We start from the raw sequence: 25,566 nt of genomic DNA, 5'->3' as shown, positions 1-25,566 counted from the left end.
AGATAGAGCGATCATTCTAGCAAAAGGAACATTCCGTTGAAGCTGCGGCGATTAGGGAAGGACGGACCTGAACTGCCGGCGCTCGGCCTCGGCTGCATGGGGATGTCGCCGTTGCGCCCGCAGCCGGGCCGCCACGATGCGGCGCGAGACGCCGAGAGCGTCGCGACGATCCAGGCGGCGCTCGACGCCGGGATCCGGTTGGTCAACACCGGCGACTTTTACGGCATGGGTCACAATGAATTGCTGCTGCGCGACGCGCTGCGTGGTCGGCGCGACCAGGCTTTTCTCAGCGTCAAATTCGGCATGATGGTCGCGCCGAGCGGAACGCCGCTTGGCCTCGACGTCAGCGCCCGCGCGGTCAAGAACTTCTGCTCCTATTCGCTGGAGCGGCTCAACACCGATGTGATCGACCTCTACCAGCCCGGCCGCATTCCAACCTCGGCCCCGATCGAGGAGACAGTTGGCGCGATCGCCGATCTCATCAAAGAGGGCAAGGTCCGCTATCTCGGCCTGTCCGAGGTGACCGGCGAGCAGCTCCGCCGCGCCCATGCGGTTCATCCGGTGACGGCTGTCGAGGTCGAATATTCGCTGGCCGGGCGCGCCATCGAGGACGACCTGCTACCAGTGGCGCGCGAGCTTGGCGTCGGCGTCGTCGCCTACAGCGTGGCCGTGCAGGGGCTTCTCACCGGCGCGATCAAGGGACCGCTGCCGCCCGGCGACGCCCGGAATTGGACGCCGCGCTTCCAGGGTGACGCGCTCGCGAAAAATCTTGGTCTTGTCGCGGAATTCGTGAAAATCGCCGCCGCGAAGGGCTGCACGCCCACGCAACTCGCCGCCGCCTGGGTGCTGGCGCAGGGCGAGGACATCGTGGCGCTGATGGGCATGAGCAACCGTAGCCGCATTCGCGAGAATCTCGAGGCGACCGACATCCTTCTCTCGGCCGACGACCGCGCCGCCCTGGACCGTCTCTTCGCGCCGGGGGCAATCGAGGGAGACCGCTACCCGCCCCAGATCGTTAAGATGTGGCGCACGTAATCGCTCTCAGGAATAACCGGAGACCGAGTCATAAAACCTTCCCTCTTTCCGCCAAGAAGTCGAGGAGCGCCCTTACCCGCGAGGGGAGCGGCCCGCCCTGCCCGATGTGGACGGCATGGAAGGCTTCCCGGTCGCCGGGGTTCAGATGTTCGAGAACCGGCCGAAGGCGGCCGGCGTCGATATCCTTGCGCACGGTAAAGCTGGCGAGACGCGTAAGCCCTGCGCCGCAAAGCGCCAGCCGCCGCAGCGCCTCGCCATCGCTCGCTTGCACGCGCCCCACGGTGGGAACGACGGTGATTTCGCCGTCCTTGCGCATTGGCCAGCCATCGACTGTGCGGACATAGCTGAAGCCGAGGCGGTTGTGACGGTCGAGCTCGTCCACCGTCTTCGGCTCGCCGAAGCGGGCGAGATAAGCAGGCGCGCCGACGACGACCATCGCCGTATCGCCCAGCTTTCGGGCGACAAGGCTGGAGCTTTTCAGCGGTCCCGCGCGAACCGCCACGTCGGTTCGCTCCGCCAGCAGATCCACCACCATATCGGTTTGGATGAGATCGAGCGTGACACCGGGATAGTGGTCCAAAAACTCGGGCAGGATCGGCGCCAAGATATGCGTGGCATAGGAGGCGTTGGCAGTGAGCCGGATTCGACCCACCGGCTGCTCGCCCGAGCCTGCACTACGTTCGGCGTCCTCGATGTCGGCCAGAATGCGCGCCGCCCGCTCATAGAATGCGCATCCCTCCGGCGTGAGCTGAAAGGCGCGGGTAGAACGGTTGACCAACCTTGCGCCAAGGCGAGCTTCCAGACGGGAGACGAGCTTGCTGACCGCCGAAGGCGTCATGCGGCGCGCGCGTGCGGCGGCGGAGAACCCTCCGCGCTCCACAACGCAAACGAAGACCTCCATCTCGCCGGAACGGTTGATCTCTGGCCGCGTCATTGGTCATTCAATTCATAAGTGATGTTCCTATTGGCATTCTATGTCGCCTTCAGCGCGGCGTCTATCTTGGGAACGTCTTCCGGGTTGGTCTCGCGCAGGCTTCGTTCCGGCGATCCCCCCTCGCATTTGAAAGGATCATTCAATGGAATATCGCTCGCTCGGTCGATCCGGTCTCAAAGTTCCAGTTTTGAGCTTCGGCGCCGCCACATTCGGCGGCGTCGGGCAGTTGTTCCGCGCCTGGGGCACTACCGACGCCAACGAAGCGCGCCGTCTCGTCGACATTTGCCTGGACGCAGGCGTCAACCTCTTCGACACGGCCGACGTCTATTCCAACGGCGCCTCCGAGGAGGCGCTTGGCGCCGCGCTGAAGGGGCGGCGCGATCACGCGCTTATCTCGACAAAAACCAGCCTGCCGATGGGCAACGGCCCGAATGACGCGGGCTCGTCGCGTTTCCGCCTGATCCGCGCCGTCGAGGACGCGCTGAGGCGGCTCGGCACCGACTATATCGACCTCTTGCAGTTGCACGCCTTCGACGCGGCGACGCCCGTGGAGGAAGTTTTGTCCACGCTCGATACGCTCGTGCGCGACGGCAAGGTCCGTTATGTCGGCGTGTCGAACTTCTCTGGCTGGCAGATCATGAAGGCGCTGGCGGTCGCCGACCGCTACGGCTGGCCGCGCTATGTCGCCAATCAGGTCTATTACTCGCTGATCGGCCGCGATTACGAGTGGGATCTCATGCCGTTCGGGGCCGATCAGGGTCTCGGCGCTCTGGTGTGGAGTCCACTTGGCTGGGGACGGCTCACGGGCAAGATCAGGCGCGGCGCGCCATTGCCGGAAGGAAGCCGCTTGCACGACACCGCTCAGTACGGCCCGCCGGTCGAGGACGATTATCTTTACCGCGTCGTCGATGCGCTGGAGGCGGTGGCGGCGGAAACCGGCAAGACCCTGCCGCAGGTGGCGATCAACTGGCTCATCCAGCGCCCGACAGTTTCCTCCGTGATCATCGGCGCGCGCAACGAGGATCAGCTTCGCCAGAACCTCGGCGCAATCGGCTGGACGCTTTCCGCCAAACAGATCGCCACGCTCGACGAAGCGAGCGCCGTTGCGGCGCCCTATCCGCATTTCCCTTACCGGCGGCAGGAAGGGTTCACCCGCCTCAATCCGGGTATGGTGGGTTGAGGGCCCGTCGGGGTTTTGCGCGAGATCGGCATCCCGGACTGCCAAACCGATCTGTTCCCCTTGCCCGGCGCCTCCCGATGGGTTACATGTAACTTTATCAGAGGATCGGATCATGGTGCAGGCGAGAGGCGCGAAGCCCATCAAGGTGAAGGTGCGGGAGCACCGAGACCGGCTGCGCGCCCAAGGCCTGCGGCCGATCCAGATTTGGGTGCCGGACGTGCGGGCGTCGTCCTTCCGATCTGAGGCGCACCGGCAATCTCTGGCCGTGGCGGCGAGCGCCCATGCTGCCGAAGATCAGGCGTTCATCGACGCCGTGTCCGACTGGGACGAAGAATGAGGCGGGGAGACATCTGGACCGTTTCCGGCGGCAAGCACTACGCAGGCAAGCCTCGCCCCGTCGTCATCGTGCAGGACGACAGCTTCGATGCCACGGATTCGATCACGATCTGCGCCTTCACCACGGACCCGACCGAAGCGCCTCTGTTCCGGCTTCTGGTGGAGCCAAACGAGCGCAACGGGCTAAATTCCTCCTCTCGGCTGATGGTGGACAAGATTACCACCGTCCCGAAATCCAAGGCCGGAGAGCGGATCGGCCGGCTGGACGACGAGGACGTGGTCCGGCTCAACCAGGCTGTGATGGTTTTCCTCGGCTTGGCGGCGTCGTCGAGAACGGGCCGGAAAGGGGAACGATGAGAAGCGCCGCGAGGCGCGGCATGCGAGCCAATCAAGCGGAAATGGAATGGCGGAGGGGGCGGGATTCGAACCCGCGATACGGTTTCCCGTATACACACTTTCCAGGCGTGCGCCTTCAACCACTCGGCCACCCCTCCGTTGGCGCGCAATATATTCATGGCGGCTCGGAACGCAATTGCCGAGATCGAAATTATCCCTCTTGCGCCCAAATTTCCGTCTTTTACGTCCAAACGGCGCTTCAGTTGCGCCAATGGCGCGACTCCCGCTTGATCACGCGTCGATTTGCGTGTTAAGGGGCCCCTCACCACAAAGCTGTGGCCCCTTGGGGCCGAATCGGCGCGCCGGAGAGGTGGCTGAGTGGTTGAAAGCACCGCACTCGAAATGCGGCATACGGGCAACTGTATCGGGGGTTCGAATCCCTCCCTCTCCGCCACAAATTCAATCACTCGGCGTCGTCTGCGCTCCCCGCCGCGGGGACTGCTTGCGCCTCAACGCCGCCGCATCGCCTGAATCACCCCGGAGAAGTCGTCTTCCCCGCCCCCTTCGCTCTCGAACTCAGAATAGAGCCGAGCCGCGGCTGAAGCCATGGGCGTCTCGAGCCCGGAACCCGCAGCCGCCATTTCGGCGAGCCTCAAATCCTTGAGCATGAGCTTCGTCTGGAAGCCGGCCTTGTAGCCCCGGTTGGCGGGCGAATCCGGCGTCAATCCGGCCACGGGGCAATAGCTCGTCAGCGACCAGGATTGTCCCGACGAGACCGACGCCACGTCGAAAAGCGCCTGGCTGGAAAGTCCGAGCCGCTCGGCGAGGGTAAAAGCCTCCGCCGTGGCGGCCATGGCGACGCCGAGCATCAGATTATTGCAAATCTTCGCCGCCTGCCCGAGCGCTGGGCCGCCGCAACGCACGATGCGCGCGCCCATGCTTTGCAGGATTGGCTGGGCCTTCTCGAAAGCCTCTAGTTCGGCCCCGCACATAAAAGTAAGCTTGCCCGCCTGTGCGCCGGCGACTCCGCCCGAAACTGGCGCGTCCACCGATAGCGCGCCCCGCGCGCGCGCCAGGCCATGGGCGCGTCGGGCGCTCGCCAGATCGATGGTGGAGCAATCGATGAAGAGCGCATCGGCTGCAAGTCCAAGCAATCCCTTCCAGACGGATAGAACCTGGCCGCCGTTTTGCAGCATCGTCACAACTGCGTCGGCGCCCTTGGCCGCCTGCTCCATCGAGTCGCTGAGCCGGAGGCCTTGGCGCGCCGCCTTATCGCGGGCGGAGGCCGAGCAATCGAAGCCCGCGATTTCATAGCCCGACGCCGAGAGATTGGCGGCCATCGGAAGCCCCATGGCGCCCAATCCGATGAAGGCGATGCGAGACAAATGGGCTCTCCTTGCTCAGGACATCGTCGGAAAGGCGAAATTCGCCCCTTCCCTGCCGCCGCCAGCCCAGCGCGAGGTGACGGTTTTCGTTCTCGTAAAGAAGCGAAACGCATCCGCGCCATGCTGGTTGAGATCGCCAAAGAAAGAGCGTTTCCAGCCGCCGAATGTGTAATAGGCGAGCGGCGTCGGCGTCGCGACATTGACGCCGATCATCCCGGCTTTGGCGCGCGAGGCGAAATCCCGCGCAACATCGCCCGACCTAGTGAATATGGCGGCGCCATTGCCATATTCGTGCTGATCGACAAGCGCGAGCGCCTGTCGGTAATTCTCCGCGCGCACGACCGAGAGCACGGGGCCGAAGATCTCTTCCCGGTAGATTCGCATGCTGGGCTCGACCTCGTCGAACAGACAGCCGCCGATGAAGAAGCCGCTTTCATAACCCTGCATCTTGAAACCGCGCCCATCGACGAGGAGCTTGGCGCCTTCGGAAACACCGAGCGAAACGTAGTTTTGCACTCTGTCGAGATGAGCCTTCGAGATCAGCGGCCCAAAGTCCGCCGTTTCATCCGTCGACAGACCGACCTTCAAGGACTTGACTCGCGGCGTCAGCCGACGCAGCAGCTCCTTCGCCGTCGATTGACCAACCGGCACGGCGACGGAAACCGCCATGCAGCGCTCGCCAGCCGAGCCGTAACCCGCGCCAACCAGCGCATCGACGGCTTGGTCCATGTCAGCGTCCGGCATGACAACCATGTGGTTTTTTCCAGCGCCGAAACATTGCGCCCTTTTGCCGTTCCCCGCCGCGCGCGCATAGACATATTCTGCGATTGGCGTCGAGCCGACAAAGGCGATCGCTTCGACGTCGACATGATCGAGGAGCGCGTCGACCGCCTCTTTGTCGCCGTTGATCACGTTGAGGACGCCCGGCGGCAGGCCGGCTTCCAGCATCAGCTCCGCGAGACGCAACGGCACGCTGGGATTGCGCTCCGACGGTTTGAGAATGAAGGCGTCGCCGCAAGCAATCGCTGGCGCGAACATCCACATCGGGATCATCGCCGGGAAGTTGAACGGCGTGATCCCCGCCGCCACGCCAATGGGCTGGCGCATGGAGGCGATGTCGATGCCGGCGCCAGCCGAATTCGTGTAGTCGCCTTTGAGGAGATGCGGCGCGCCCACGCAAAATTCGACGACCTCCAGGCCGCGTTGAATATCGCCGCGCGCATCGGCGATCGTCTTGCCATGCTCGCAAGCAAGGAGCTTGGCGAGGGCGTCCTGCTCTCGCGCCAAGATCTCCAGAAAGCGGATCATGACGCGCGCGCGCCACTGTGGATTGACCGCCGCCCACTCGGCCTGCGCGGCCCGCGCATCGGCGACGGCGGCGTGAACCTCTTCGGATGAAGCCAGCGGCGCGCGAGTCCTGACCGCGCCGGTCATCGGCTCGTAAAGGTCGACGAAACGGCCAGAGCGTCCGAGGACGCGACGCCCTCCGATAAAATGCGTCAGCTCCTGCATCTTTATTTTCCTCGATGATGTCGCCGCTATCTCGCCTCCACATGCTGCTCGATCGCTCCGAAGATCGAGTGGCGCTCATCGTCCAGCATCTCGATGCGCACGACGTCGCCGGCTTTGAGAAAAGGCGTGCGCGCCGCGCCTTCCGTCAGTGTCTCGACGGTGCGCTGCTCGATAAGGCAGGAATAGCCGAGGCCGCCCTTCGCGATGGGAAGCCCCGGCCCGCCATCCGCGCCGCGGTTCGACACCGTGCCCGAACCAATGATCGTTCCGGCCGACAGCGGACGCGTGCGCGCCGCATGGGCGATCAGTTGTCCAAAATCGAAGATCATATCGGCGCCGGCGTTCGGTCGACCGAGCGGCGCGCCATCGATAGACGAGAGCAGCGGCCGCGAAAGCTTACCGCCGTCCCAGGCCGAGCCGAGCTCATCGGGCGTTACCGCGACGGGAGAAAAAGCAGAGTTGGGCTTGGACTGGAAAAAGCCGAAGCCTTTGGCGATCTCGTCGGGCACGAGCCCGCGAAGCGTGATGTCGTTGACGAGCATGACGAGCAGGATGCTCTCCCGCGCCGCGACGGGCCCGACGCCCATCGGCACGTCGTCGGTGACGACAGCGATCTCCGCTTCCAGATCGAGGCCGTGTTGCGCGTTGTGCAGAAAGATCGGATCGCGTGGCCCCAGAAAAGCATCGGAGCCGCCCTGATAGATGAGCGGTTCGCTCAAGAAGCTCGCGGGCATCTCCGCGCCGCGCGCTTTCCTGACAAGCTCGACGTGGTTGAGATAGGCGGAGCCGTCCGCCCATTGGAAGGCGCGCGGCAAGGGCGAAGCGCAATCGCGCTCGCGAAAGCGGAACGTCGCCGTGGAGTCGGCTTCAACCTGTTCGTAAAGCGCCTGAAGCAGCGGGGCGATGCGCGCCCAATCGTCGAGCGCCGCCTGCAGCGTCGGCGTGATGTCACTGGCAAGCGCAGCGCGCGTCAGATCGCGTGAGACGGCGACGAGCCTGCCGTCGCGACCGCCTTTCAAGGATGCAAGCTTCATGGCCGCTCCCTCTCGAACCGGTCGGGTAGACCATCCCAGCAAGCGGCGTAATCCGCCTGACGACTTTCGAGCGTCAGGGCAAAGTCTGTCGGATGCTGAGGCAGGCGCGACTCGAACATGAAAGCAAGCGTGTTTTCGAGCTTGGCGGGGGTAAGCTCCGCATGTATCGCGATCTCGAACGCCGCCGCATCCGGCCCATGCGGCAGCATAGCGTTGTGCAAAGAAGCGCCGCCCGGAACGAAGCCGCTCGGTTTCGCGTCATAAGCGCCGAAGATAAGCCCCATGAATTCGCTCATGACATTCATATGGAACCATGGCGGCCGGAACGTATGCTCAGCGACCTGCCAGCGCGGCGGAAAAATGACGAAGTCGACGTCGCCCACGCCCGCTTGAGTGGACGGGGAAGTCAGCACGCAGAAGATGGAAGGGTCGGGGTGATCGAACAGCAAGGCGCCGACAGGACAGAAGCGACTAAGATCGTATTTGTACGGCGCGTAGTTTCCGTGCCAGGCGACGACATCGAGTGGCGAACTCGGAGTATCGCACACATAAAAGCGCCCGCCCCATTTGACCGTCATGACGGAGGGGCGCTGGCTATCCTCGAAAGCGGCGACAGGCGTGAGAAAATCGCGGGCGTCGGCGAGACCATTGGCGCCGATGACGCCGCGGCTCGGCAGAACGAAAGGCGCGCCATAATTCTCGCACAAATAGCCTCGCGCGGGACCATCTTTCAGACTGACGCGGAATTTCACGCCGCGCGGCAAGACACATATTTCGCCCGGCCCCACGTCGATGCGTCCGAACTCCGTGTCGAAGATCAGCGCGCCCTGTTCTGGCGCGATCAAAATCTCGCCATCGGCGTTATAGAAATAAGTGTCGGCCATAGACCGCGTCGCAACATAGACGCCCGCCGCCATTCCAATGCGCGCGTCTGCGTCGCCCGCCGTCGTCATGATCCGCACGCCCTCGATGAAGGTGACGGCGCCGTCGGGCAGCGGCGTGGGTCCCCATCTCATCTGGTCGATTGGATGCGCCGTCGTCGTTCGACTAGGCGCCGTCTCCCATAGTGGCAGGTCGACTGCCCGGAAGTTGCGCGCATGGAGAACGGAAGGACGAATGCGGTAAAGCCACGAGCGCCGGTTGGCCCCTTGCGGCGCAGTGAAGGCCGAGCCCGAGAGCTGCTCTGCATAGAGCCCGTAAGGGCAGCGCTGGGGTGAGTTCTGGCTTCTTGGCAAGGCAACCGGCAAGGCTTCCGATTCGAACTCATTGCCGAAGCCGCTCATATAGGCCGTCATCGCGCGTCACTCCGCCGGCTTCAGCGCGCCGCGGCGCAATTGATCCTCTTCGATCGACTCGAAGAGCGCGCGGAAATTGCCTTCGCCGAATCCCTCGTCGCCCTTTCGCTGGATGAACTCGAAAAAGATCGGGCCGACGACGGTCTTCGAGAAGATCTGCAAAAGCAGACGCGGCGGCGAACCCGCGGCTCCCTCGGCGCCATCGATCAATATGCCGAGCCGCTTCAATCGCTCGATCGGCTCCCCGTGGCCGGGGAGGCGCCTTTCGATCGCTTCATAATAGGCGTCTGGCGGCGCCGGCATGAAGTCGAGCCCACGTTCGCGCAGGCGTTCCACAGTCGCGTAGATGTCCCGGCACAAGCAGGCGACATGCTGTACGCCCTCGCCCTTATAGGCGTGGATAAATTCCTCGATCTGGCTGGTCTCGTCGGCGCTTTCGTTGATCGGGATACGAATCTTCCCGCAGGGGCTCGTCATCGCGCGCGAGTGAAGCCCAGTGAACCGCCCCTCTATGTCGAAATATCGAATTTGCCGAAAGTTGAAGAGGCGCGCATACCAATCGGCAAGCTCGTTCATGCGTCCTCGCCGGACATTATGGGTAAGATGGTCGATCACGAGGAGGCCGACGCCCTCGGGCCTCGGCTCGGCGGCGCCGGTCCAATGAAAATCGACGTCCCAGATCGACCCGCGCGCGCCATAGCGGTCGACAAGATAGATCAATGCGCCGCCGACGCCCTCGATCGCAGGAATATGAAGCTCCATCGGACCCGGATGCGCGGGGATAACCTTTGCGCCCAAAGCGGCGGCGCGGCGCAATGCATGGGCGGCGTCCCGCACCCGGAAACCGATCGCGCAGACAGACGGCCCATGGCTTCGCGCGAAGGCCGCGCCGAAACTATCGGGCTCAGCATTCAAAACATAGCTGATGTCGCCTTGCCGAAAGAGCGTGACGTCCTTCGACCGATGGCGGGCAACCGCCGAAAAGCCCATCGTCTGGAACAGCGCGGCGAGCGCCGCGGGATCTGGATGGGCGAATTCGACGAACTCGAAGCCATCCGTCCCCATCGGATTATCGCCGGGGAGAAGGTCGCTCTCTTCCTGTCGCGCGAGCGGATCCATTGTCTTCTTCCTCTCTCGAGAGGCGAGACGAACAAACACGAAATATAGCGGCGCTGCCGGGGTTGAAGCCCTATCTCGAGCCTATCGGGATGTTTTTCGCGGGAGACGGAGAATGCTCCTTTATGATTACTTTCGCTCGTCGGCCGCCTTTCGCGTGCGCATCGCTCTTGCATTGAAAGGGATTTCGGTCGAACGCCGCTTCGTCCATCTCGTGAGAGATGGCGGGATGCACAAGAAAAAGGCCTATCGCGAAAAAAATCCTCAAGCTCTCGTTCCCTCACTCGAGCTCGACAATGGCGTGACGCTGACTCAGTCCCTGGCGATCATCGAATATCTCGATGTGCTGCAGCCGGCGCCCCGCCTCATTCCGGACGATCCGATCCTTGCCGCGAAATCACGAGCCGTTGCGCTCGCCGTCGCTTGCGACATTCATCCACTGGGAAACTTGCGAGTGCTCGCCTATTTGAGGGACGAGCTTGGGCAGAGCGAGCAAGCCATTGCGGACTGGCGCAAACGCTGGGTTCATGACGGCCTGGCGGCGATCGAGCAGTTGATCGACCCCGCCCCCTTTTGTTTCGGCGCGCAGCCGACGATCGCCGACCTCTGCCTCGCGCCGCAGCTCTTCTATGCGGCGCGCTTCACGATCCCGCTCGACGCCTTTCCGAAAGTGCGCGCCGTCGGCGCGGCCTGCGACGCGCATCCCGCCTTTCGCGCTGCGCATCCTTCCGCACAGCCAGACGCCGAGTAAAGGCGCGGTCGGCGCCTTGAAACCGGCCGACGCTGGCAAATATAGCCGTCATGCCGGCGCTTGGCCTAAAGGAGTGGGGCGCGATGCGCCATTTTGCCAGGGTCCTGGATTTCGATCTCGGCGAGACCACGGACCTTCTGCGAACGCAGGTCGAAACGTTTGCCGCGCGCGAGATCGCCCCGCACGCAGCGCGGATCGACATCGATAACGCATTCCCGGGCGAGTTATGGAGAAAGCTCGGCGCGCTCGGCTTTCTCGGCGTCACAGTGCCGCCGGAATATGGCGGCGCTGGTCTCGGCTATCTCGAGCATGTGATCGTCATGGAGGAGATCAGCCGCGCCTCGGCGTCTGTCGGCCTCTCTTATGGCGCGCATTCGAATCTCTGCGTCAACCAAATCCACCGTAACGGCTCGCCCGAGCAAAAGCGGCGCTATTTGCCCAGGCTCGTCTCCGGCGAGCATGTGGGCGCGCTGGCCATGTCCGAACCCGGCGCGGGTTCAGATGTCGCCAATATGCGCTTACGCGCGGAGAAACGCGGCGATTCTTACGTTCTCAACGGCGCTAAAATGTGGGTGACCAACGGGCCGGACGCCGACGTTCTGGTGGTTTACGCGAAAACCAATGCCTCGGCTGGCGCCCATGGCATCACTGCCTTCATTGTCGAAAAGGCTTTCCCGGGTTTTCAGCCCTTGGCCAAGATCGACAAGCTCGGCATGCGCGGCTCAAACACATGCGAGCTGGCGTTCGAGAATTGCGTCGTTCCGGCAGAAAATGTGCTGGGACTTCGCGAGCAAGGGATCGCCGTATTGATGAGCGGGCTCGACTATGAGCGCGCGGTGCTTGCTGGCGGGCCGATCGGCATCATGCGCGCCTGCATGGATGTCGTCCTTCCCTATGTCCATGATCGCAAGCAATTCGGCCAACCGATCGGCGAATTCGAGCTCATGCAGGGCAAGCTTGCGGACATGTATACGGCGCTCAGCGCGGCGAGAGCTTATGTCTATGCCGTCGCCAAGGCGTGCGATCTGGGCAATGTCACGCGGAAAGACGCCGCCGCCGCGATTCTATTCGCGGCCGAGCGCGCCACTTGGATGGCGCTGGAAGCAATCCAATGCCTCGGCGGCAATGGCTACACGAACGACTACCCAGCCGGACGGCTCTTACGCGACGCCAAGCTCTACGAGATCGGCGCAGGCACCAGCGAAATTCGCCGAATGCTGATTGGGCGTGAATTGTACCAGGAGACAGCCTGAAGGAAAGGAACCGATGGCGGCGCTGGAGACGTCGATCGATACGCGTTCCTCAGAATTTTCGCACAACCGCGACGCAATGACGGCGCAGGTCGAACGGCTGCGCGCCATCTCCCGCAAAATTCGAGAAGGCGGGGGAGAGGAAGCACGCGAGCGGCAGCGGCGGCGCGGGAAAATGCTCGTCCGGGAGCGCATCGACGCGCTGATCGACCCGCTGTCGCCCTTCCTGGAGGTCGGACAATTCGCGGCGCATGATATGTATGACGGCAAGCTGGCCTGCGCTGGCGTCGTGGCTGGAATCGGCAGGATCAACGGCCGCGAATGCATGATCATTGCGAATGACGCAACGGTGAAGGGCGGCGTCTATTTTCCGATGACCGTCAAGAAGCACCTGCGCGCGCAGGAGATCGCAGCGCAAAACAAGCTTCCCTGCCTGTATCTGGTCGATTCAGGCGGCGCCAATCTCCCCACGCAAGACGAAGTCTTTCCCGACCGCGAGCATTTCGGGCGTATTTTCTACAACCAGGCGCGAATGTCGGCGCAGGGCATTGCGCAAATCGCCGTGGTGATGGGCTCCTGCACGGCCGGCGGCGCTTATGTCCCCGCCATGTGCGACGAGACCATCATTGTGAGAAACGAAGGAACCATCTTTCTCGCCGGCCCGCCGCTCGTCGAAGCGGCCACGGGAGAGGTTGTGAGCGCCGAAGAGCTAGGCGGCGCCGAGGTGCACTGTCGACGCTCGGGCGTGGCCGATTACCTCGCGGAAAATGACGCGCACGCCATCGCGCTCGCTCGCGAAGCCGTAGCCACTCTGCCGCACCAACGCGCAGCGCGTTGCGAGAATCCCCCGATGCAGCCGCGCCACGATCCGGCGGAGCTTTATGGCGTCGTTCCCGCCGATTTGCGCAAGCAGTTCGACGTCAAGGAAATTATCGCGCGCATTGTCGATGGATCGGAGCTCGACGAATTCAAAGCCCTTTATGGCCCAACTCTTGTGACCGGATTTGCGCGCATCTGGGGCTATCCCGTCGGCGTCATCGCAAACAATGGCATTCTCTTTCCGGAGAGCGCGCTCAAGGCTGCGCATTTCATCGAGCTTTGCACGCAGCGGAAAATCCCCCTCGTCTTCCTGCAGAACACCACCGGCTTCATGGTGGGGAGCAAAGTCGAAGCGGAAGGCGTCGCCAAGGAAGGAGCGAAGATGGTGACGGCGGTGTCGACGGCTGCGGTGCCGAAACTTACGGTCGTTATCGGCGCCAGCTTCGGCGCCGGCAATTACGCAATGTGCGGCCGGGCTTTTTCGCCGAATTTCCTCTGGATGTGGCCAAACGCGCGCATCGGCGTGATGGGCGGCGCCCAGGCTGCCTCGGTGCTCTCACGCCTGCGCCGCCAAGCCATGCAATCGCGCGGCGAAGAATGGTCTCTTGAACAAGAGCGGGAATTCGCTGCGCCGATCCAGGCGAATTACGAACGGCAAAGCGACCCGCTCTATTCGAGCGCCCGGCTTTGGGATGACGGCGTCATCGATCCAGTCGATACGCGCCGCGTTTTGGCGTTGGCGCTGTCGGCGAGCGCCAATGCCAAGATTGAGGAGACGCGTTTTGGTCTTTTCCGCATGTGAGGTTGCATGGATATTCTCGAATCGATCGACGAAGGCGGGGTCGTCCATCTGACGCTCAATCGTCCACATCGACGCAACGCCTTCGATCGCGCCTCCATGCTGGAGCTGACGACGATATTGCGCCGCCTCGACTCCGACGCGCGCGTGCGTGTCGTGGCGCTCTCCGGCGCTGGCGGCAATTTCTGCGCCGGCGGCGACATCGAATGGATGCGCGGTCTCGCCAACGCCTCGCCAGAGGCGCAGGAAGACGACGCGATGGCGCTCTCGGAGATGTTCCACACGCTCGACAGACTCTCGAAACCGACAGTGGCCGTGATTGAAGGCGTGGCTTTCGGCGGGGGCGTTGGTCTCGTCGCCTGCTGCGACATCGCCATATGCGACAATAGCTCAAAGTTCTCCATGAGCGAGGTCAGGCTTGGGCTGGCGCCCGCGGTTGTCGGACCGTATGTCGTAAGAGCCGTTGGTCCCCGGGCGTCGCGCGCCTTGTTCCTGACCGCCGAGCCCATTTCAGCAGACAGGGCCCTGCAAATTGGACTTGTTCACCAGATCGCCCAGAAAAACGAAATCGAGGCGGCGCGCAATCATGTGATCGATGCGTTGTTGTCCGGCGCGCCGGGCGCGCAGGCGCAGACCAAGGACCTTGTCGCGCTCTGTGAGCAACGTACGATCGATCTCTCGCTTAGGCGAGAAACGGCGCATGTGATTATGGCGCGTTGGGCCTCTTCGGAAGGAGCAGAAGGCTTGAGCAGCTTTCTTGAAAGGCGTGCGCCAAATTGGCGTCCACGCCGGCAAGCCTGACATGTTTCGAAAAGTGCTCATCGCAAACCGAGGGGAGATCGCCTGCCGCATTGCGCGCACGGCGCGTAGGATGGGCATCGCGACTGTGGCTGTCTATTCGGAGGCGGATCAAAACACCCTGCATGTGGCGGTGGCCGACGAAGCGATTAACATCGGCCCACCGTCGCCACAGGAAAGCTATTTATCGATCGATCGAATCCTGGACGCAGCGCGTCGAAGCGGCGCGGACGCCATCCACCCAGGCTACGGCTTCCTCTCCGAGAACCCCGATTTTGCAGAAAAGTGCAAGCAGGGTGGACTTGCGTTTATTGGGCCGTCGGCGGCGGCAATGCGTTTGATGGGATCCAAGGCGCAAGCCAAGGAATTGATGGCGCGCATCGGCGTGCCGATCCTACCGGGCTATCATGGCGAGGCGCAGGAAACTGCATTGCTCGCCGAAGCTGCAACGGCGACCGGATTTCCTGTTCTCGTCAAGGCGTCGGCGGGAGGCGGAGGACGCGGCATGCGCATCGTTTCGACGCCGGGCGAGCTCGATCTCGCCGTCGAGAGCGCGCGGCGCGAAGCTGTCGCAGCCTTCGGCGATGGTCGATTGATGATCGAAAAATATCTGACCCACCCGAGGCACGTGGAGGTCCAGCTTTTCGCGGACGCGTTTGGCGCGGTCGTCACCTTTCCAGAGCGTGACTGCTCCTTGCAGCGCAGACGCCAGAAGGTCATCGAAGAAACGCCAGCAGACCTCCCTAACGAGCTGAGCCGTTCAATGCGTGCGGCGGCGACGAAGGCAGCCCGCCATTCGAGCTATGTCGGCGCAGGCACGGTAGAGTTTCTCGTCCAGGACGGCGCGTTTTATTTCCTCGAGATGAATACGCGCCTTCAGGTCGAGCATCCGGTTACCGAAATGATTTGCGGCCTCGATCTCGTAGAGTGGCAGTTCCGCGTCGCTGCGGGCGAGGCGCTGCCGCTGGCTCAGGACGATATCGAAACCCGAGGCTGTGCAATCGAAGCGCGGATATGCGCTGAGAACCCGGCCGAAGGGTTCATTCCCGCAACGGGGGTCATCGCTCACCTACGGTTCCCACAGCAGGACGCTCATACGCGAGTCGATTCCGGCATTCGGGAAGGCGATCGAGTCTCGTCCTATTACGACTCTCTCCTCGCCAAGCTCATCGTCTGGAGTCCAGATCGCGCTAGCGCCATCATGAGGCTGCAAAAAGCGCTCGATAACTGCGAACTCGTGGGCGTCGCTACTAATCTCGACTTTTTGCGCGCGCTGGTAAGAGATCGGCGCTTCGCGCTTGGCGACTATGACACGAGCTTGATAGGCGCATTCCAGGACTGGACGCAGCCCGCCGAGCCTCAAGATGAAAAATTCCTATTTTCAGCAGCGGCGGCGGCCTGGCTGGACGAAGTAGCCAGAAGCGCAGAACGAGACGCCGGCGCTTCTGGCGATCCCTGGTCCCCATGGGGCCTGGTTGACGCCTGGCGCCTCTACGACAGCGCCTCGCAGGAAGTCGCATTTCTCTGGGATGGCAAATCGCTATCGGGGCGCGTTCGCCCGCTGGGAGCTAACGCGTTTTTGCTGGAAACTTCGTCGCAGGCGTTTCAAGTGCAAACGAGCCGGGACGGCGACAGATGGGCTATCTTCGTCGACGGCGTGAAGCGCGATGTCGCGATCATTCGGCAGGGAAAACATTACGTCATCGTTCTTGCGGGACGCAATTATTCGCTTGAACGCTTGGACCTGTTCGCGCCAAGAGCGACGGATCAAGCGAGAGAAGAGACTCTCCTGGCGCCGCTCCCTGCCCGGGTAACGCGCATTTTGATCAAGGCGGGGGATCGGGTCTCGAAAGGAGAACAGCTTCTCATGCTGGAGGCAATGAAGATGGAAATCACGCTCACCGCGCCGCGCCACGGAGAGGTCGAGAATATCTACTGCAAAGAGGGGGAGACGGTTCGCGAGGGCGCCGATCTCGTGCGCCTCGCGGAGGCGTCGTGAAGCTGCCGTCTCGCGTGCAAATCGTCGAGGTCGGACCGCGCGACGGCCTCCAAAATGAAGCGGCGATCATGCCGGTCGCCGTGCGCGCGCGGCTCATCGAGCTTCTCTCTCGCGCCGGGCTCAACCGCATCGAAGCGGGGAGCTTTGTCTCGGAGAAAGCCGTGCCACAAATGGCGGGCACAGCCGACGTCTTGCAGTTGGTACAAGTTCCAAAAGGCGTAAGGCTGGCCGCGCTTGTTCCAAACGTCCGGGGCTTCGCTGCCGCAAGCGCGGCCGGCGCGGGCGAAGTCACGATCTTCGCCGCCGCGACTGAGAGCTTCTCTCTTCATAATCTGGGCTGTGGAGTCGTCGAGAGCTTCAAAAGATTTTCCGAAGTTGCGATAGCGACGAAAGACGCGCGGCTGCCGATGCGTGGCTATGTTTCCTGCGCGCTCGGTTGTCCCTATGAAGGCAAGGTCGATCCAGAACGTGTGGTCGAAACGGCTCAGCGCCTTTTCGCGCTTGGTTGCTATGAAGTTTCGCTCGGCGATACAATCGGCGTCGGAACGCCGCTCGCCGCGCGGAGGCTGATCGAGCGCGTGGCCCAATCTATCCCCGTCGCGCGCATTGCCGTTCATTTCCACGACACCTATGGCCAGGCCTTGGCCAACATCTATGCCTGTCTGGAGGTCGGCGTCGAAGTGGTCGATAGCTCCATCGCCGGGCTTGGCGGCTGTCCCTTTGCGCCCGGCGCCGCTGGGAATGTCGCGACGGAAGACGTGGTCTACATGCTCGACGGATGTGGCGTCGAGACGGGCGTCGATCTGAACAAGCTCCTCGACGCCGCGCGCTTTATCTGCGGGAACCTCGGCAGACCGCCGGAGAGCAAGGTCGCGCGGGCGCGCCTTGCAGGCGAAGGCTTGCCGGGACAGCGCTGCGCGACACATCTTTCATAGGCATGGCGAGGATTTGCGATTGGGCGCGTGTTCGACTGCCGGATTGACTGCCGACCAGCTTGCGATACGCGAGATGGCGACGGCGTTCGCGCAAGAACAGATTGCGCCTTTCGCAAATGACTGGGACAGAGATAAGTTTTTTCCCGTGGAGACCATGCGCGCCGCAGCCGACCTCGGCATGGCGGCGATCTATGTTAGAGAAAACTCCGGCGGCGCGGGCCTTTCTCGATTGGATGCGGCTCTGATCTTCGAAGCGCTGGCGACAGGCTGTCCGGCGATCGCCGCCTATCTCTCGATCCACAATATGTGCGCCTGGATGATCGACGCCTTCGGCTCCGATGCACAGCGTGAGACATGGATGTCGCGCCTCGCCAAGATGCAGTTCCTCACGAGCTATTGCCTGACGGAGCCGGGCTGTGGCTCCGACGCGGCTGCGTTGCGTACCCGCGCGAGGAAGCGCGGCGATTCCTATTTTCTGACTGGCGAGAAGCAATTCATCTCGGGCGCGGGCGCCGGCGGAAATGAGCATCTCTATCTCGTGATGGCGCGCACGGGCGCGGAGGGGCCATCTGGAATCTCCGCCTTTCTCGTCGAGGGCGGAAGTCCCGGCATAAGGCTCGGCGCCAATGAGCGGAAGATGGGCTGGAATGCGCAGCCCACGCGCGCGGTCATTTTAGACGAATGCCAAGTGCCCGCCAGTTGCATGCTCGGGCCCGAAGGACGCGGCTTTGCAATGGCGATGGCTGCGCTCGACGGCGGCAGGTTGAACATCGGCGCCTGCTCGATCGGCGGCGCCGACGGCGCGCTCAACCATGCGCTCGCCTATATGAAGGAGCGCAAGGCTTTTGGTCGCCGGCTCGACGAATTCCAGGCGCTGCAATTTCGTCTCGCTGATATGGCCACCGAACTCGAAGCCGCGCGCGCGCTCTTGTGGCGCGCCGCCTCGGCGCTCGACGCCGGCGCGCCGGATGCGGGGCGACTTTGCGCCATGGCGAAGCGCGTGGCTACAGATATTGGCTTCGAGGTCGCCGATCAGGCGTTGCAGTTGCACGGTGGCTATGGGTATCTCTGTGATTATGGGCTGGAGAAGATCGTGCGTGATCTGCGGGTTCATCGCATCCTCGAAGGCACGAACGAAATCATGCGGCTGATCGTAGCCCGTTCGCTTCTCGAAAGCGAAACGAAATGAGCGAAGAAGAGCCGGTTCTCGTTTCCCGCGAACACGGGCTCGGGCGCATCCGGCTCAACCGGCCAAAGGCGCTGAACAGCCTGACGCTGGATATGGTCCGGCGTTTCACGCGAGCGCTCGCAGACTTTGCTGACGATCCAGATGTCGTCGCCGTGCTGCTCACCGGGGAAGGCGAACGCGGGCTCTGCGCCGGCGGGGACATTCGCGCGCTTTACGAATGCCGCAACGACGGCAAAGAGCATTACAAGACCTTCTGGCGGGAGGAATATGCGCTCAATGCGCGCATCGCGGCTTTCCCCAAGCCTTATATCGCGCTGATGGACGGCGTCGTCATGGGCGGCGGCGTCGGCGTTTCCGCGCATGGGAATCGCCGGATCGCGACCGAACGCACGCAGATCGCCATGCCCGAGACGCGGATCGGCTTCATTCCGGACGTCGGCGGAACGTGGCTGCTGACGCGCAGAAACGGCGCCGGCGTCTATATGGCGCTCTCGGGCGCTGCGGTCGGCGCGGCTGACGCCGTCCATGTCGGGCTGTGTGATTTAACGGTCGCTTCCGCGCGCGTCCCCGAGCTCCTCGAAGAGTTGACGCTGGCGCCCAACGCCAATCATGTCGATAGGATACTTTGTTCTTTCGCGATCGACGCCGGGAAAGGGAAACTGCAGCGGCATGAAGAAGAGCTGCAAGGCATAAACGCTTTGGATAGCGTCGAGCGCGTTCTGGATCATTTGCGTTCGAGCGAATCGACCTTCGCACGCAAGGCGGCCGAGGAAATTCGCCGCAACTCGCCGACGAGCTTGAAGGTCACGCGCGCGCTTTTAGCGCGCGCGAGGATTGCCGGGAGATTGGAGGCCTGTCTCATCAACGAGTATCGTGCGGCCTGCAGCCTGCTGGACAACCACGATCTCTACGAGGGGATACGCGCGGCGCTCATCGATAAGGACAAGACGCCAAGATGGCTTCCGTCGCCGCTCGAGGAAGTCGACGACATCACTGTGCAAAAAATTCTCGAAGGGCGTGGCGACCCAGAACCCGATTTTGGTTCTTTGCAGCAATAGGTGCCAGCCCTTCCCCATCAGCGCCCGCACCCCACTTCATCAATTGGCGGGGCAAGCGCAGGAGGCGGCGGAACGAGCATGAAAGACCCGGTGGTCATCGTCGGCGCTGCGCGGACGCCGATCGGCGCTTTTCTCGGCGAGTTGGCGCATGTGACTGCCCCGCAACTTGGCGCGCGCGCGATTGAAGCGGCTGTGACCCGCGCAGGAGCGCCGAAAGACCAGATCGACTCATGCGTGATGGGTTGCGTCTTGAGCGCTGGCCTGGGCCAGGCGCCCGCGCGGCAAGCCGCTCTCGGCGCGGGCCTTGGCGTCGAGACCGGATGCGTCACTGTCAATAAAATGTGTGGCTCCGGCATGCAGGCGCTCATCTCGGCCCATGACCAGCTCCTGGCGGAAAGCGCCGATCTCGTGGTCGCAGGCGGCATGGAGAGCATGAGCAACGCGCCCTATTTGCTGGATCGCGCACGGTCGGGCTTTCGTATGGGGCACGGGCGTGCGCTCGATCATATGTTTTTGGACGGGCTCGAGGACGCCTATGAAAAAGGGCGGCTGATGGGCGCCTTCGCGGAAGATTGCGCGACCGACTATCAATTCACGCGCAAAATGCAGGACGCGTTTGCGCTGCGGTCGCTTACACGCGCGCAGCAGGCCACGCGGCAGGGTCTTTTCGACGCGGAAATCACGCCCGCCGCTTCTCCCAAAACCAAGACGGAAGTTCTCAGCGACGAGCTTCCCAGAAAAGCCAACGCCGAGGCGATCGAGACGCTTCGACCGGCGTTCCGACCGGATGGCACCATCACGGCCGCGAATTCGAGCGCAATCTCCGACGGGGCCGCCGCTTTGGTGTTGGCCCGCCTAAAACACGTAGAGCGCAATGGGCTAACGCCGCGCGCAAGGCTCGTCTGCCACGTCACCCACGCCGGACCTCCCGGCAAATTCCCGACGGCGCCGATCGCCGTCATACGAAAATTGCTGGAGAAGGTTGCGTGGCGCGCGGACGAAGTTGACCTCTATGAAATCAACGAAGCCTTCGCTGTGGTCACAATGGCCGCACAGCGCGACCTTGCTTTGCCAGACGATAAGGTGAATATCCACGGCGGCGCCTGCGCGATCGGCCATCCGATCGGCGCGTCTGGCGCGCGTATCGTCGTGACCCTGCTTGCAGCGCTCGAACGATATGATCTTCGCAGAGGCGTCGCCGCGCTCTGCATTGGCGGCGGGGAAGCGACGGCCGTCGCAATCGAGCGGTCTCTGTAAGCGCCGACGCTTGGATTTCACTAGCGCCAGCGCTTGAGTTTCATCATCTTGTGAAGTCGGTCCGTCGCTAGCTTCGTCGCCGCCACAGCAGGCGGAACATGCGCTGCAATGGCGCCCTCCAGCGTAAGCCGCGTGTTGCGCCCGACCTTCTCCTCGATGGCGGCCAAGGCGATCGCCTCGGAGCCGCCGCCATATTCGACGGCGCCAGCGATCACGCCGCCGGCATTGGCGATAAAATCGGGAACGCTGATAATCCCTCGTTCGAACATTCGCGCTTCGGCGTCTTTGGTCGCCGGAACATTTGCGCCTTGAACGACAAGCTTGCAGGCGAGGCGATCGACATTGTCGGCGCGTAGCGCATCCGGCCGCGCCGCGGGAATCCAAATGTCGCATGGGAGGGAGACCAGCGCGTCACCGGGGATGACTGTTGCCTTAGGATAGGCCGAAACGCTTTTACCCGCCCGCTTCAGTTCCGTCAGCACTTCTATGTCGATCCCATCGGGGTTCGAGATCGCCCCGGCGATATCCGCAACGCCAACCAGGCGCGCGCCTCTCTTTGCGAGGAAACGCGACGCATGCTCGCCGACGGCGCCAAAGCCCTGCACGACGACGCGCGCGCCATCCAAGGAAAGGCCGGCGAAAGGCGCTGCGACTTCGGCCGCAATCGCGACGCCGAAACCCGTCGCGCCGATTTCATTGAGCGGAATGCCGCCTATTTCCGCCGGAAGGCCAACCGCACGCCCGATTTCATCATGAATCCAGCCCATCGCCAATTCGTCGGTGCCCATGTCCGGCCCTGGGATATAGTCGACGAGCGGCGCAATGGCGCAAGCAAAGGCGCGGATCAATCGCTCCTTCTCATGTCGCGGCATGGCGGGATCGCCAAAAATGACCGATTTGGCGCCCCCGTGTCGCAAAGAGCAGGCAGCGTTTTTCAGCGTCATCGCGCGCGCTAGACGAAAACATTCGAGGACCGAGACGTCGGGCGCCATGCGAGTTCCGCCAATTGCAGGGCCAGCGGCGACATTGTCGATGACGACGATCGCCCGTAGCCCGACCGATGGCGTGTGCAAGTAGACGATCTTCGCGGGCCCAAGGGCATCGCCGAGAGCGAAAAGCCCCGCATTTGTGTTGGACGACATAACGACTAGCTTGGAAGCGCGAGGCCCTTGGTCAAGAGGCGCCATGGCGCGCCGCTATTGTGCAACGCAGGAAGGCGGCGCTTGAAAATTCGACTGCCCCAACGTGACTTCGAGCTTCGGCGCGCTACTTCAGCCTGCATCGAGGCGCTGACCTGGTTCGCGCTGTGACTTGAACGCGACGAGTCTCGCATGGGCATTCACACAAGCGTTGACCCAGAGACAGATACTGTACGCTTCCTTTCGCCAGAAGGCGCCTTATGCCGCCCGATCCCCTCGTCTGTTGGCGACGAATTGCTCGTGATGCTCTATCGGGCGATGACGCGCACGCGGATCTTCGACGGCAAGGCGGTCGCCTTGCAGCGCACGGGGCAGCTCGGCACCTTTGCGTCCGCTCTCGGCCAGGAGGCCGTCGGCGTCGGCGCCGCCGCCGCAATGCAGGCGCGCGACGTTCTTGCCCCATCCTATCGCGATCACGGCGCGCAATTCCTGCGCGGCATGACCATGGCCGAATGCCTGCTTTATTGGGGCGGCGACGAGCGGGGCAGCGACTTCTCCGGCCCTCGCCTCGATTTTCCCAACTGCGTGCCTGTCGCGACGCAGATCGCGCATGCAGTGGGCGCGGCATATGCCTTCAAGTTGCGGCGCGAAGACCGCGTCGTTCTCACCTTCATCGGCGACGGCGGGACCTCCAATGGTGGTTTCTACGAAGCTTTGAACATGGCGGGCGTTTGGAAAACGCCAGCCGTGATCGTCATCAACAACAATGGCTGGGCGATCTCGACGCCTTGCGCGCGCGAATGCGCGGCCGCCACGCTGGCGCAAAAAAGCGTCGCTGTCGGCATAGAGGGGCGGCAGGTCGACGGCAATGATGTCGTGGCGGTCTATGACACTGTCCGCCAGGCTATCGAAAAGGCGCGCGCCGGACAGGGGCCCACTTTGATCGAAGCCCTCACTTATCGCCTCGGCGACCATACCACGGCCGACGACGCCACACGCTATCGTGATCCAGAACTCGTGCGACGCGAATGGATGCGCGAACCAATCGCGCGGCTGCGCGCCTATCTCACGAGAAAAGGCGCCTGGAGCCAAGAGAAGGAAGACGCGCTGCAGCGCCAATGTCTGGAAGAGGTTGGGCAGGCGGTAAACGCTTATCTCGGCGCGCAGCAACCTAACTGCGACGCCATGTTCGACCATCTCTACGCCGCGCTTCCCGCATCTTATTCCTACCAGCGCGACATGGCCCGCCGTTTCTCGCCACGCAACGGAGGCGGCCATGGCTGAGCTGAACCTTGTCGAAGCTGTCAACCACGCGCTCGCTTACGAGATGGCGAATGACGAGAGGGTGTTGCTGCTCGGCGAGGACATTGGCGTCAATGGCGGCGTATTTCGCGCCACCAATGGCCTGCAAGCGCGCTTCGGGTGCGAGAGGGTGATCGATACGCCGCTTGCCGAAGGGGCCATCGCGGGCGTCGCCGTCGGCATGGCCGCCATGGGGCTGAAGCCCGTTGCGGAAATCCAGTTCACAGGCTTCATCTATCCAACCATCGATCAGATGATCAACCATGCATCGCGTCTGCGCAATCGCACGCGCGGGCGGCTGACCTGTCCGATGGTGCTGCGTTCGCCCTATGGCGCCGGCATTCACGCCCCCGAGCACCACTCCGAGAGCCCAGAGGCGATCTTCGCGCATATGCCTGGCTTGCGCGTGGTGATCCCGTCGTCGCCGGCGCGCGCCTATGGCTTGCTGCTCGCAGCCATGCGCGACCCCGATCCGGTCGTGTTTCTCGAGCCGACGCGACTCTATCGCTTATTCAAACAGGCGGTCGCGGATGACGGGGAAAGCCTGCCGCTCGACGCTTGCTTTCTGTCGCGCGAGGGCAAGGACGTCACGCTCGTCGCCTGGGGCGCGATGATGCAAGAGACTCTCGCCGCAGCCGACGCGCTCGAACAGGAAGGCGTCGACGCGGAGGTTATCGATGTCGCGACCATCAAGCCGCTCGACGTGGAAACGATTCTACGCTCCGTCGAAAAGACCGGTCGCTGCGTGATCATCCACGAAGCGCCCCGCACGGCCGGCTTCGGCGCCGAGATCGCCGCTGAAATTGCCGAGCGCGCTTTGTTTTCGCTGCTTGCGCCGGTGAAGCGCGTCGCCGCCTATGACGTCGTCGTGCCGCTGTCCCGCCTGGAGCGCCAATACATCCCTAGCGTGGATCGGATCGTCGAGGCCGTGCGCAGCGCCATGGAGGGGTCATGAGGACGTTCCGATTGCCCGATCTCGGCGAGGGCTTGCAGGAGGCCGAGTTGGTCGAATGGCGTGTGAAGCCCGGCGAAGAGATCGCTGTCGATCAGCCGCTTCTGGCCGTCGAAACCGCGAAGGCGGTCGTTGAGATTCCCTCCCCCTGCGCAGGCCGCGTCGAACGGCTTTTTGCAAACGCAGGCGACATTATCCGCGTCGGCGCGCCTCTCGTCGAGTTTGAAGGGCAAGCCAACGACGACGCCGGCACGGTCGTCGGCGCAGTCGAGAGCGGCGCGAACATCTTGCGTGAAGCACCGACGTCTCTTGGCCGCTCCCACGGTTCGGTGAGGGTGATTCCTGCGGCGCGCGCTCTTGCAAGACAACTCGATGTCGATTTGACGATGGTGACGCCGTCGGGCGCGGATGGCGTCATCACGCCCGACGATGTGCGCCGCGTCGCCAGGGTCTTGAGCGAAACGGAGCCCGCCGAGCCTTTGAGAGGCCCGCGGCGCGCCATGGCGCAAAACATGGCCTTTGCCCAAGCAGAGGTGGCCGCTGCGACGATCATGGACGACGCCGTCGTCGACGCGTGGGAGGCTGGCGCGGATGTCACCATCCGCCTGATCCGCGCGCTTGTGAAAGGTTGCGAAGCTGAGGCGGGCCTCAATTGCTGGTTCGAGAGCGCAACGCTCTCCCGCCGGATATTGCGAAAAATCGATCTTGGCATTGCCGTGGATATGCCAGACGGGCTCTTTGTTCCGGTTCTGCGCGATGTGGGAAATCGCGATCCCGCCGATCTGCGCCGAGGACTGGATCGCATGCGCGCCGATGTTCGCGAAAGGCGTATCCCACCGGAAGAGCTGCGCGGCGCGACAATCACCTTGTCGAATTTCGGGACGATCGCCGGCCGCTACGCCGCGCCCATTGTGTTGCCGCCGACGGTCGCGATACTCGGGGCGGGCCGTATCAGAGACGAGGTGAAAGTCAGAGATGGCGCGCCAGCCGTCTCACATGTGCTTCCCCTGAGCCTGACATTCGACCATCGCGTCGTGTCGGGCGGAGAAGCTGGACGGTTTCTGGCAGCCGCCATATCGGACCTTGCGCTCCCCTCTTGATGTCTTGGTCTGCAGCCTAGGACCGCGCGCCTTCAGGCTCGCTTTGGCGGCGGCG

Annotated in this window: 23 protein-coding genes and 2 tRNA genes; 17 read left to right on the top strand and 8 right to left on the bottom strand. The window is 63.0% G+C overall.

All coding sequences use genetic code 11. The features are described from left to right. Nucleotides 1-36: 36 nt before the first annotated feature. Nucleotides 37-1,035 carry an aldo/keto reductase gene (locus JJT62_RS04635; protein WP_202071469.1) on the top strand — a complete coding sequence of 333 codons (999 nt, stop codon included), beginning with the start codon at nucleotides 37-39 and terminating at the stop codon, nucleotides 1,033-1,035. Between the two features lie 28 nt (nucleotides 1,036-1,063). Here JJT62_RS04635 and JJT62_RS04630 read toward each other — a convergent pair whose 3' ends face one another. Further along, on the bottom strand, nucleotides 1,064-1,969 hold the full coding sequence (locus JJT62_RS04630) for a LysR family transcriptional regulator (RefSeq protein WP_202071468.1): 906 nt from the start codon (nucleotides 1,967-1,969) through the stop codon (nucleotides 1,064-1,066). Nucleotides 1,970-2,111: 142 nt separating this feature from the next. On the opposite strand from JJT62_RS04630, the gene JJT62_RS04625 reads away from it, so the two are divergent. From JJT62_RS04625 to JJT62_RS04615, 3 genes are all read left to right on the top strand, one after another. Continuing rightward, nucleotides 2,112-3,149 carry an aldo/keto reductase gene (locus JJT62_RS04625; protein ID WP_202071467.1) on the top strand — a complete coding sequence of 346 codons (1,038 nt, stop codon included), beginning with the start codon at nucleotides 2,112-2,114 and terminating at the stop codon, nucleotides 3,147-3,149. 112 nt (nucleotides 3,150-3,261) lie between these two features. Next, on the top strand, nucleotides 3,262-3,486 hold the full coding sequence (locus tag JJT62_RS04620) for an antitoxin MazE family protein (RefSeq protein ID WP_202071466.1): 225 nt from the start codon (nucleotides 3,262-3,264) through the stop codon (nucleotides 3,484-3,486). Beyond that, complete coding sequence (locus JJT62_RS04615; protein ID WP_202071465.1) at nucleotides 3,483-3,842, top strand: type II toxin-antitoxin system PemK/MazF family toxin; 360 nt, start codon at nucleotides 3,483-3,485, stop codon at nucleotides 3,840-3,842. The genes JJT62_RS04620 and JJT62_RS04615 overlap by 4 nt, the downstream gene beginning before the upstream one ends. Nucleotides 3,843-3,889: 47 nt before the next feature. Here JJT62_RS04615 and JJT62_RS04610 read toward each other — a convergent pair. Then, nucleotides 3,890-3,979: transfer RNA gene (locus tag JJT62_RS04610), tRNA-Ser, on the bottom strand. Nucleotides 3,980-4,185: 206 nt separating this feature from the next. Between JJT62_RS04610 and JJT62_RS04605 the strand changes: the two genes are divergently transcribed. Then, nucleotides 4,186-4,275, top strand: a tRNA-Ser gene (locus JJT62_RS04605). A 55-nt stretch (nucleotides 4,276-4,330) separates the two neighbouring features. Here the strand turns inward: JJT62_RS04605 and mmsB are convergent. From mmsB to hppD, 5 genes are read right to left on the bottom strand one after another with little or no spacing between them, the layout of a single operon-like run. Beyond that, on the bottom strand, nucleotides 4,331-5,206 hold the full coding sequence (gene mmsB, locus JJT62_RS04600; RefSeq protein WP_202071464.1) for a 3-hydroxyisobutyrate dehydrogenase: 876 nt from the start codon (nucleotides 5,204-5,206) through the stop codon (nucleotides 4,331-4,333). 15 nt (nucleotides 5,207-5,221) lie between these two features. Beyond that, complete coding sequence (locus JJT62_RS04595) at nucleotides 5,222-6,718, bottom strand: CoA-acylating methylmalonate-semialdehyde dehydrogenase (RefSeq protein ID WP_202071463.1); 1,497 nt, start codon at nucleotides 6,716-6,718, stop codon at nucleotides 5,222-5,224. A gap of 26 nt (nucleotides 6,719-6,744) precedes the next feature. Beyond that, nucleotides 6,745-7,752 (bottom strand): fumarylacetoacetate hydrolase family protein, encoded by a 1,008-nt coding sequence (locus JJT62_RS04590; RefSeq protein ID WP_202071462.1) that lies wholly within the window; start codon nucleotides 7,750-7,752, stop codon nucleotides 6,745-6,747. After that, nucleotides 7,749-9,047, bottom strand: coding sequence for a homogentisate 1,2-dioxygenase (gene hmgA / locus JJT62_RS04585; RefSeq protein WP_202071461.1), 1,299 nt, complete (start codon nucleotides 9,045-9,047; stop codon nucleotides 7,749-7,751). The genes JJT62_RS04590 and hmgA overlap by 4 nt, the downstream gene beginning before the upstream one ends. A 6-nt stretch (nucleotides 9,048-9,053) precedes the next feature. After that, entirely contained in the window at nucleotides 9,054-10,166 is a 1,113-nt protein-coding gene (gene hppD, locus JJT62_RS04580; protein WP_202071460.1) for a 4-hydroxyphenylpyruvate dioxygenase, read from the bottom strand. Nucleotides 10,167-10,278: 112 nt separating this feature from the next. Between hppD and maiA the strand changes: the two genes are divergently transcribed. The 9 genes from maiA to JJT62_RS04535 all read left to right on the top strand — a co-directional run bounded on the left by maiA (nucleotide 10,279) and on the right by JJT62_RS04535 (nucleotide 21,018). Continuing rightward, a complete protein-coding gene (gene maiA / locus JJT62_RS04575) occupies nucleotides 10,279-10,914 on the top strand; it encodes a maleylacetoacetate isomerase (protein WP_202071459.1) in 636 nt (211 codons plus the stop codon). Nucleotides 10,915-10,997: 83 nt separating this feature from the next. Next, complete coding sequence (locus JJT62_RS04570) at nucleotides 10,998-12,167, top strand: isovaleryl-CoA dehydrogenase (RefSeq protein ID WP_202071458.1); 1,170 nt, start codon at nucleotides 10,998-11,000, stop codon at nucleotides 12,165-12,167. Between the two features lie 13 nt (nucleotides 12,168-12,180). Beyond that, entirely contained in the window at nucleotides 12,181-13,785 is a 1,605-nt protein-coding gene (locus tag JJT62_RS04565) for a carboxyl transferase domain-containing protein (protein ID WP_202071457.1), read from the top strand. A gap of 6 nt (nucleotides 13,786-13,791) precedes the next feature. After that, the gene (locus JJT62_RS04560) at nucleotides 13,792-14,583 is read left to right on the top strand and encodes an enoyl-CoA hydratase-related protein (protein ID WP_202071456.1); all 792 of its coding nucleotides are present in this window, start codon (nucleotides 13,792-13,794) and stop codon (nucleotides 14,581-14,583) included. 1 nt (nucleotide 14,584) lies between these two features. After that, entirely contained in the window at nucleotides 14,585-16,579 is a 1,995-nt protein-coding gene (locus JJT62_RS04555) for a biotin carboxylase N-terminal domain-containing protein (protein WP_202071455.1), read from the top strand. Further along, nucleotides 16,576-17,514: a hydroxymethylglutaryl-CoA lyase gene (locus tag JJT62_RS04550; protein ID WP_202071454.1), complete on the top strand. Its 939-nt coding sequence runs from the start codon at nucleotides 16,576-16,578 to the stop codon at nucleotides 17,512-17,514. The genes JJT62_RS04555 and JJT62_RS04550 overlap by 4 nt, the downstream gene beginning before the upstream one ends. Before the next feature lie 19 nt (nucleotides 17,515-17,533). After that, nucleotides 17,534-18,703, top strand: a complete 1,170-nt coding sequence (locus tag JJT62_RS04545; RefSeq protein ID WP_370568475.1) for an acyl-CoA dehydrogenase family protein — start codon at nucleotides 17,534-17,536, stop codon at nucleotides 18,701-18,703. Then, nucleotides 18,700-19,761: a 3-hydroxyisobutyryl-CoA hydrolase gene (locus tag JJT62_RS04540; protein WP_202071453.1), complete on the top strand. Its 1,062-nt coding sequence runs from the start codon at nucleotides 18,700-18,702 to the stop codon at nucleotides 19,759-19,761. The genes JJT62_RS04545 and JJT62_RS04540 overlap by 4 nt, the downstream gene beginning before the upstream one ends. 78 nt (nucleotides 19,762-19,839) lie before the next feature. Beyond that, the gene (locus JJT62_RS04535; RefSeq protein ID WP_202071452.1) at nucleotides 19,840-21,018 is read left to right on the top strand and encodes an acetyl-CoA C-acyltransferase; all 1,179 of its coding nucleotides are present in this window, start codon (nucleotides 19,840-19,842) and stop codon (nucleotides 21,016-21,018) included. A gap of 20 nt (nucleotides 21,019-21,038) precedes the next feature. Here the strand turns inward: JJT62_RS04535 and JJT62_RS04530 are convergent, their stop codons facing one another. After that, nucleotides 21,039-22,160 carry a Glu/Leu/Phe/Val dehydrogenase gene (locus JJT62_RS04530; protein ID WP_202071451.1) on the bottom strand — a complete coding sequence of 374 codons (1,122 nt, stop codon included), beginning with the start codon at nucleotides 22,158-22,160 and terminating at the stop codon, nucleotides 21,039-21,041. 189 nt (nucleotides 22,161-22,349) lie between these two features. Here JJT62_RS04530 and pdhA point away from each other — a divergent pair, with 189 nt between their 5' ends. The 3 genes from pdhA to JJT62_RS04515 are packed head-to-tail and all read left to right on the top strand — an operon-like array spanning nucleotide 22,350 to nucleotide 25,511. Beyond that, complete coding sequence (gene pdhA, locus JJT62_RS04525; RefSeq protein WP_202071450.1) at nucleotides 22,350-23,441, top strand: pyruvate dehydrogenase (acetyl-transferring) E1 component subunit alpha; 1,092 nt, start codon at nucleotides 22,350-22,352, stop codon at nucleotides 23,439-23,441. Further along, nucleotides 23,434-24,414 (top strand): alpha-ketoacid dehydrogenase subunit beta, encoded by a 981-nt coding sequence (locus JJT62_RS04520; protein ID WP_202071449.1) that lies wholly within the window; start codon nucleotides 23,434-23,436, stop codon nucleotides 24,412-24,414. The genes pdhA and JJT62_RS04520 overlap by 8 nt, the downstream gene beginning before the upstream one ends. Then, nucleotides 24,411-25,511: a dihydrolipoamide acetyltransferase family protein gene (locus JJT62_RS04515; RefSeq protein ID WP_202071448.1), complete on the top strand. Its 1,101-nt coding sequence runs from the start codon at nucleotides 24,411-24,413 to the stop codon at nucleotides 25,509-25,511. The genes JJT62_RS04520 and JJT62_RS04515 overlap by 4 nt, the downstream gene beginning before the upstream one ends. The last annotated feature ends 55 nt before the right edge of the window (nucleotides 25,512-25,566 follow it).

Source organism: Methylocystis sp. Sn-Cys, from assembly GCF_016745395.1.
GTDB lineage: Bacteria > Pseudomonadota > Alphaproteobacteria > Rhizobiales > Beijerinckiaceae > Methylocystis > Methylocystis iwaonis.
The sequence above is the reverse complement of the archived record's forward strand: the minus strand, read 5'-3'. Positions and strand labels throughout refer to the sequence as shown.

Bases quoted from the DNA above. Each gene is read 5' to 3' on its own strand.
- JJT62_RS04530 (WP_202071451.1), bottom strand. From the start codon at position 22,160: ATGTCGTCCAACACAAATGCGGGGCTTTTCGCTCTCGGCGATGCCCTT.
- JJT62_RS04540 (WP_202071453.1), top strand. From the start codon at position 18,700: ATGAGCGAAGAAGAGCCGGTTCTCGTTTCCCGCGAACACGGGCTCGGG.
- JJT62_RS04625 (WP_202071467.1), top strand. From the start codon at position 2,112: ATGGAATATCGCTCGCTCGGTCGATCCGGTCTCAAAGTTCCAGTTTTG.
- JJT62_RS04570 (WP_202071458.1), top strand. From the start codon at position 10,998: ATGCGCCATTTTGCCAGGGTCCTGGATTTCGATCTCGGCGAGACCACG.
- JJT62_RS04535 (WP_202071452.1), top strand. From the start codon at position 19,840: ATGAAAGACCCGGTGGTCATCGTCGGCGCTGCGCGGACGCCGATCGGC.
- pdhA (WP_202071450.1), top strand. From the start codon at position 22,350: ATGGGCATTCACACAAGCGTTGACCCAGAGACAGATACTGTACGCTTC.
- JJT62_RS04565 (WP_202071457.1), top strand. From the start codon at position 12,181: ATGGCGGCGCTGGAGACGTCGATCGATACGCGTTCCTCAGAATTTTCG.
- JJT62_RS04560 (WP_202071456.1), top strand. From the start codon at position 13,792: ATGGATATTCTCGAATCGATCGACGAAGGCGGGGTCGTCCATCTGACG.
- JJT62_RS04515 (WP_202071448.1), top strand. From the start codon at position 24,411: ATGAGGACGTTCCGATTGCCCGATCTCGGCGAGGGCTTGCAGGAGGCC.
- JJT62_RS04555 (WP_202071455.1), top strand. From the start codon at position 14,585: ATGTTTCGAAAAGTGCTCATCGCAAACCGAGGGGAGATCGCCTGCCGC.
- JJT62_RS04630 (WP_202071468.1), bottom strand. From the start codon at position 1,969: ATGACGCGGCCAGAGATCAACCGTTCCGGCGAGATGGAGGTCTTCGTT.
- JJT62_RS04590 (WP_202071462.1), bottom strand. From the start codon at position 7,752: ATGAAGCTTGCATCCTTGAAAGGCGGTCGCGACGGCAGGCTCGTCGCC.
- JJT62_RS04520 (WP_202071449.1), top strand. From the start codon at position 23,434: ATGGCTGAGCTGAACCTTGTCGAAGCTGTCAACCACGCGCTCGCTTAC.
- hppD (WP_202071460.1), bottom strand. From the start codon at position 10,166: ATGGATCCGCTCGCGCGACAGGAAGAGAGCGACCTTCTCCCCGGCGAT.
- hmgA (WP_202071461.1), bottom strand. From the start codon at position 9,047: ATGACGGCCTATATGAGCGGCTTCGGCAATGAGTTCGAATCGGAAGCC.
- maiA (WP_202071459.1), top strand. From the start codon at position 10,279: ATGCTCCTTTATGATTACTTTCGCTCGTCGGCCGCCTTTCGCGTGCGC.
- JJT62_RS04620 (WP_202071466.1), top strand. From the start codon at position 3,262: ATGGTGCAGGCGAGAGGCGCGAAGCCCATCAAGGTGAAGGTGCGGGAG.
- JJT62_RS04615 (WP_202071465.1), top strand. From the start codon at position 3,483: ATGAGGCGGGGAGACATCTGGACCGTTTCCGGCGGCAAGCACTACGCA.
- JJT62_RS04595 (WP_202071463.1), bottom strand. From the start codon at position 6,718: ATGCAGGAGCTGACGCATTTTATCGGAGGGCGTCGCGTCCTCGGACGC.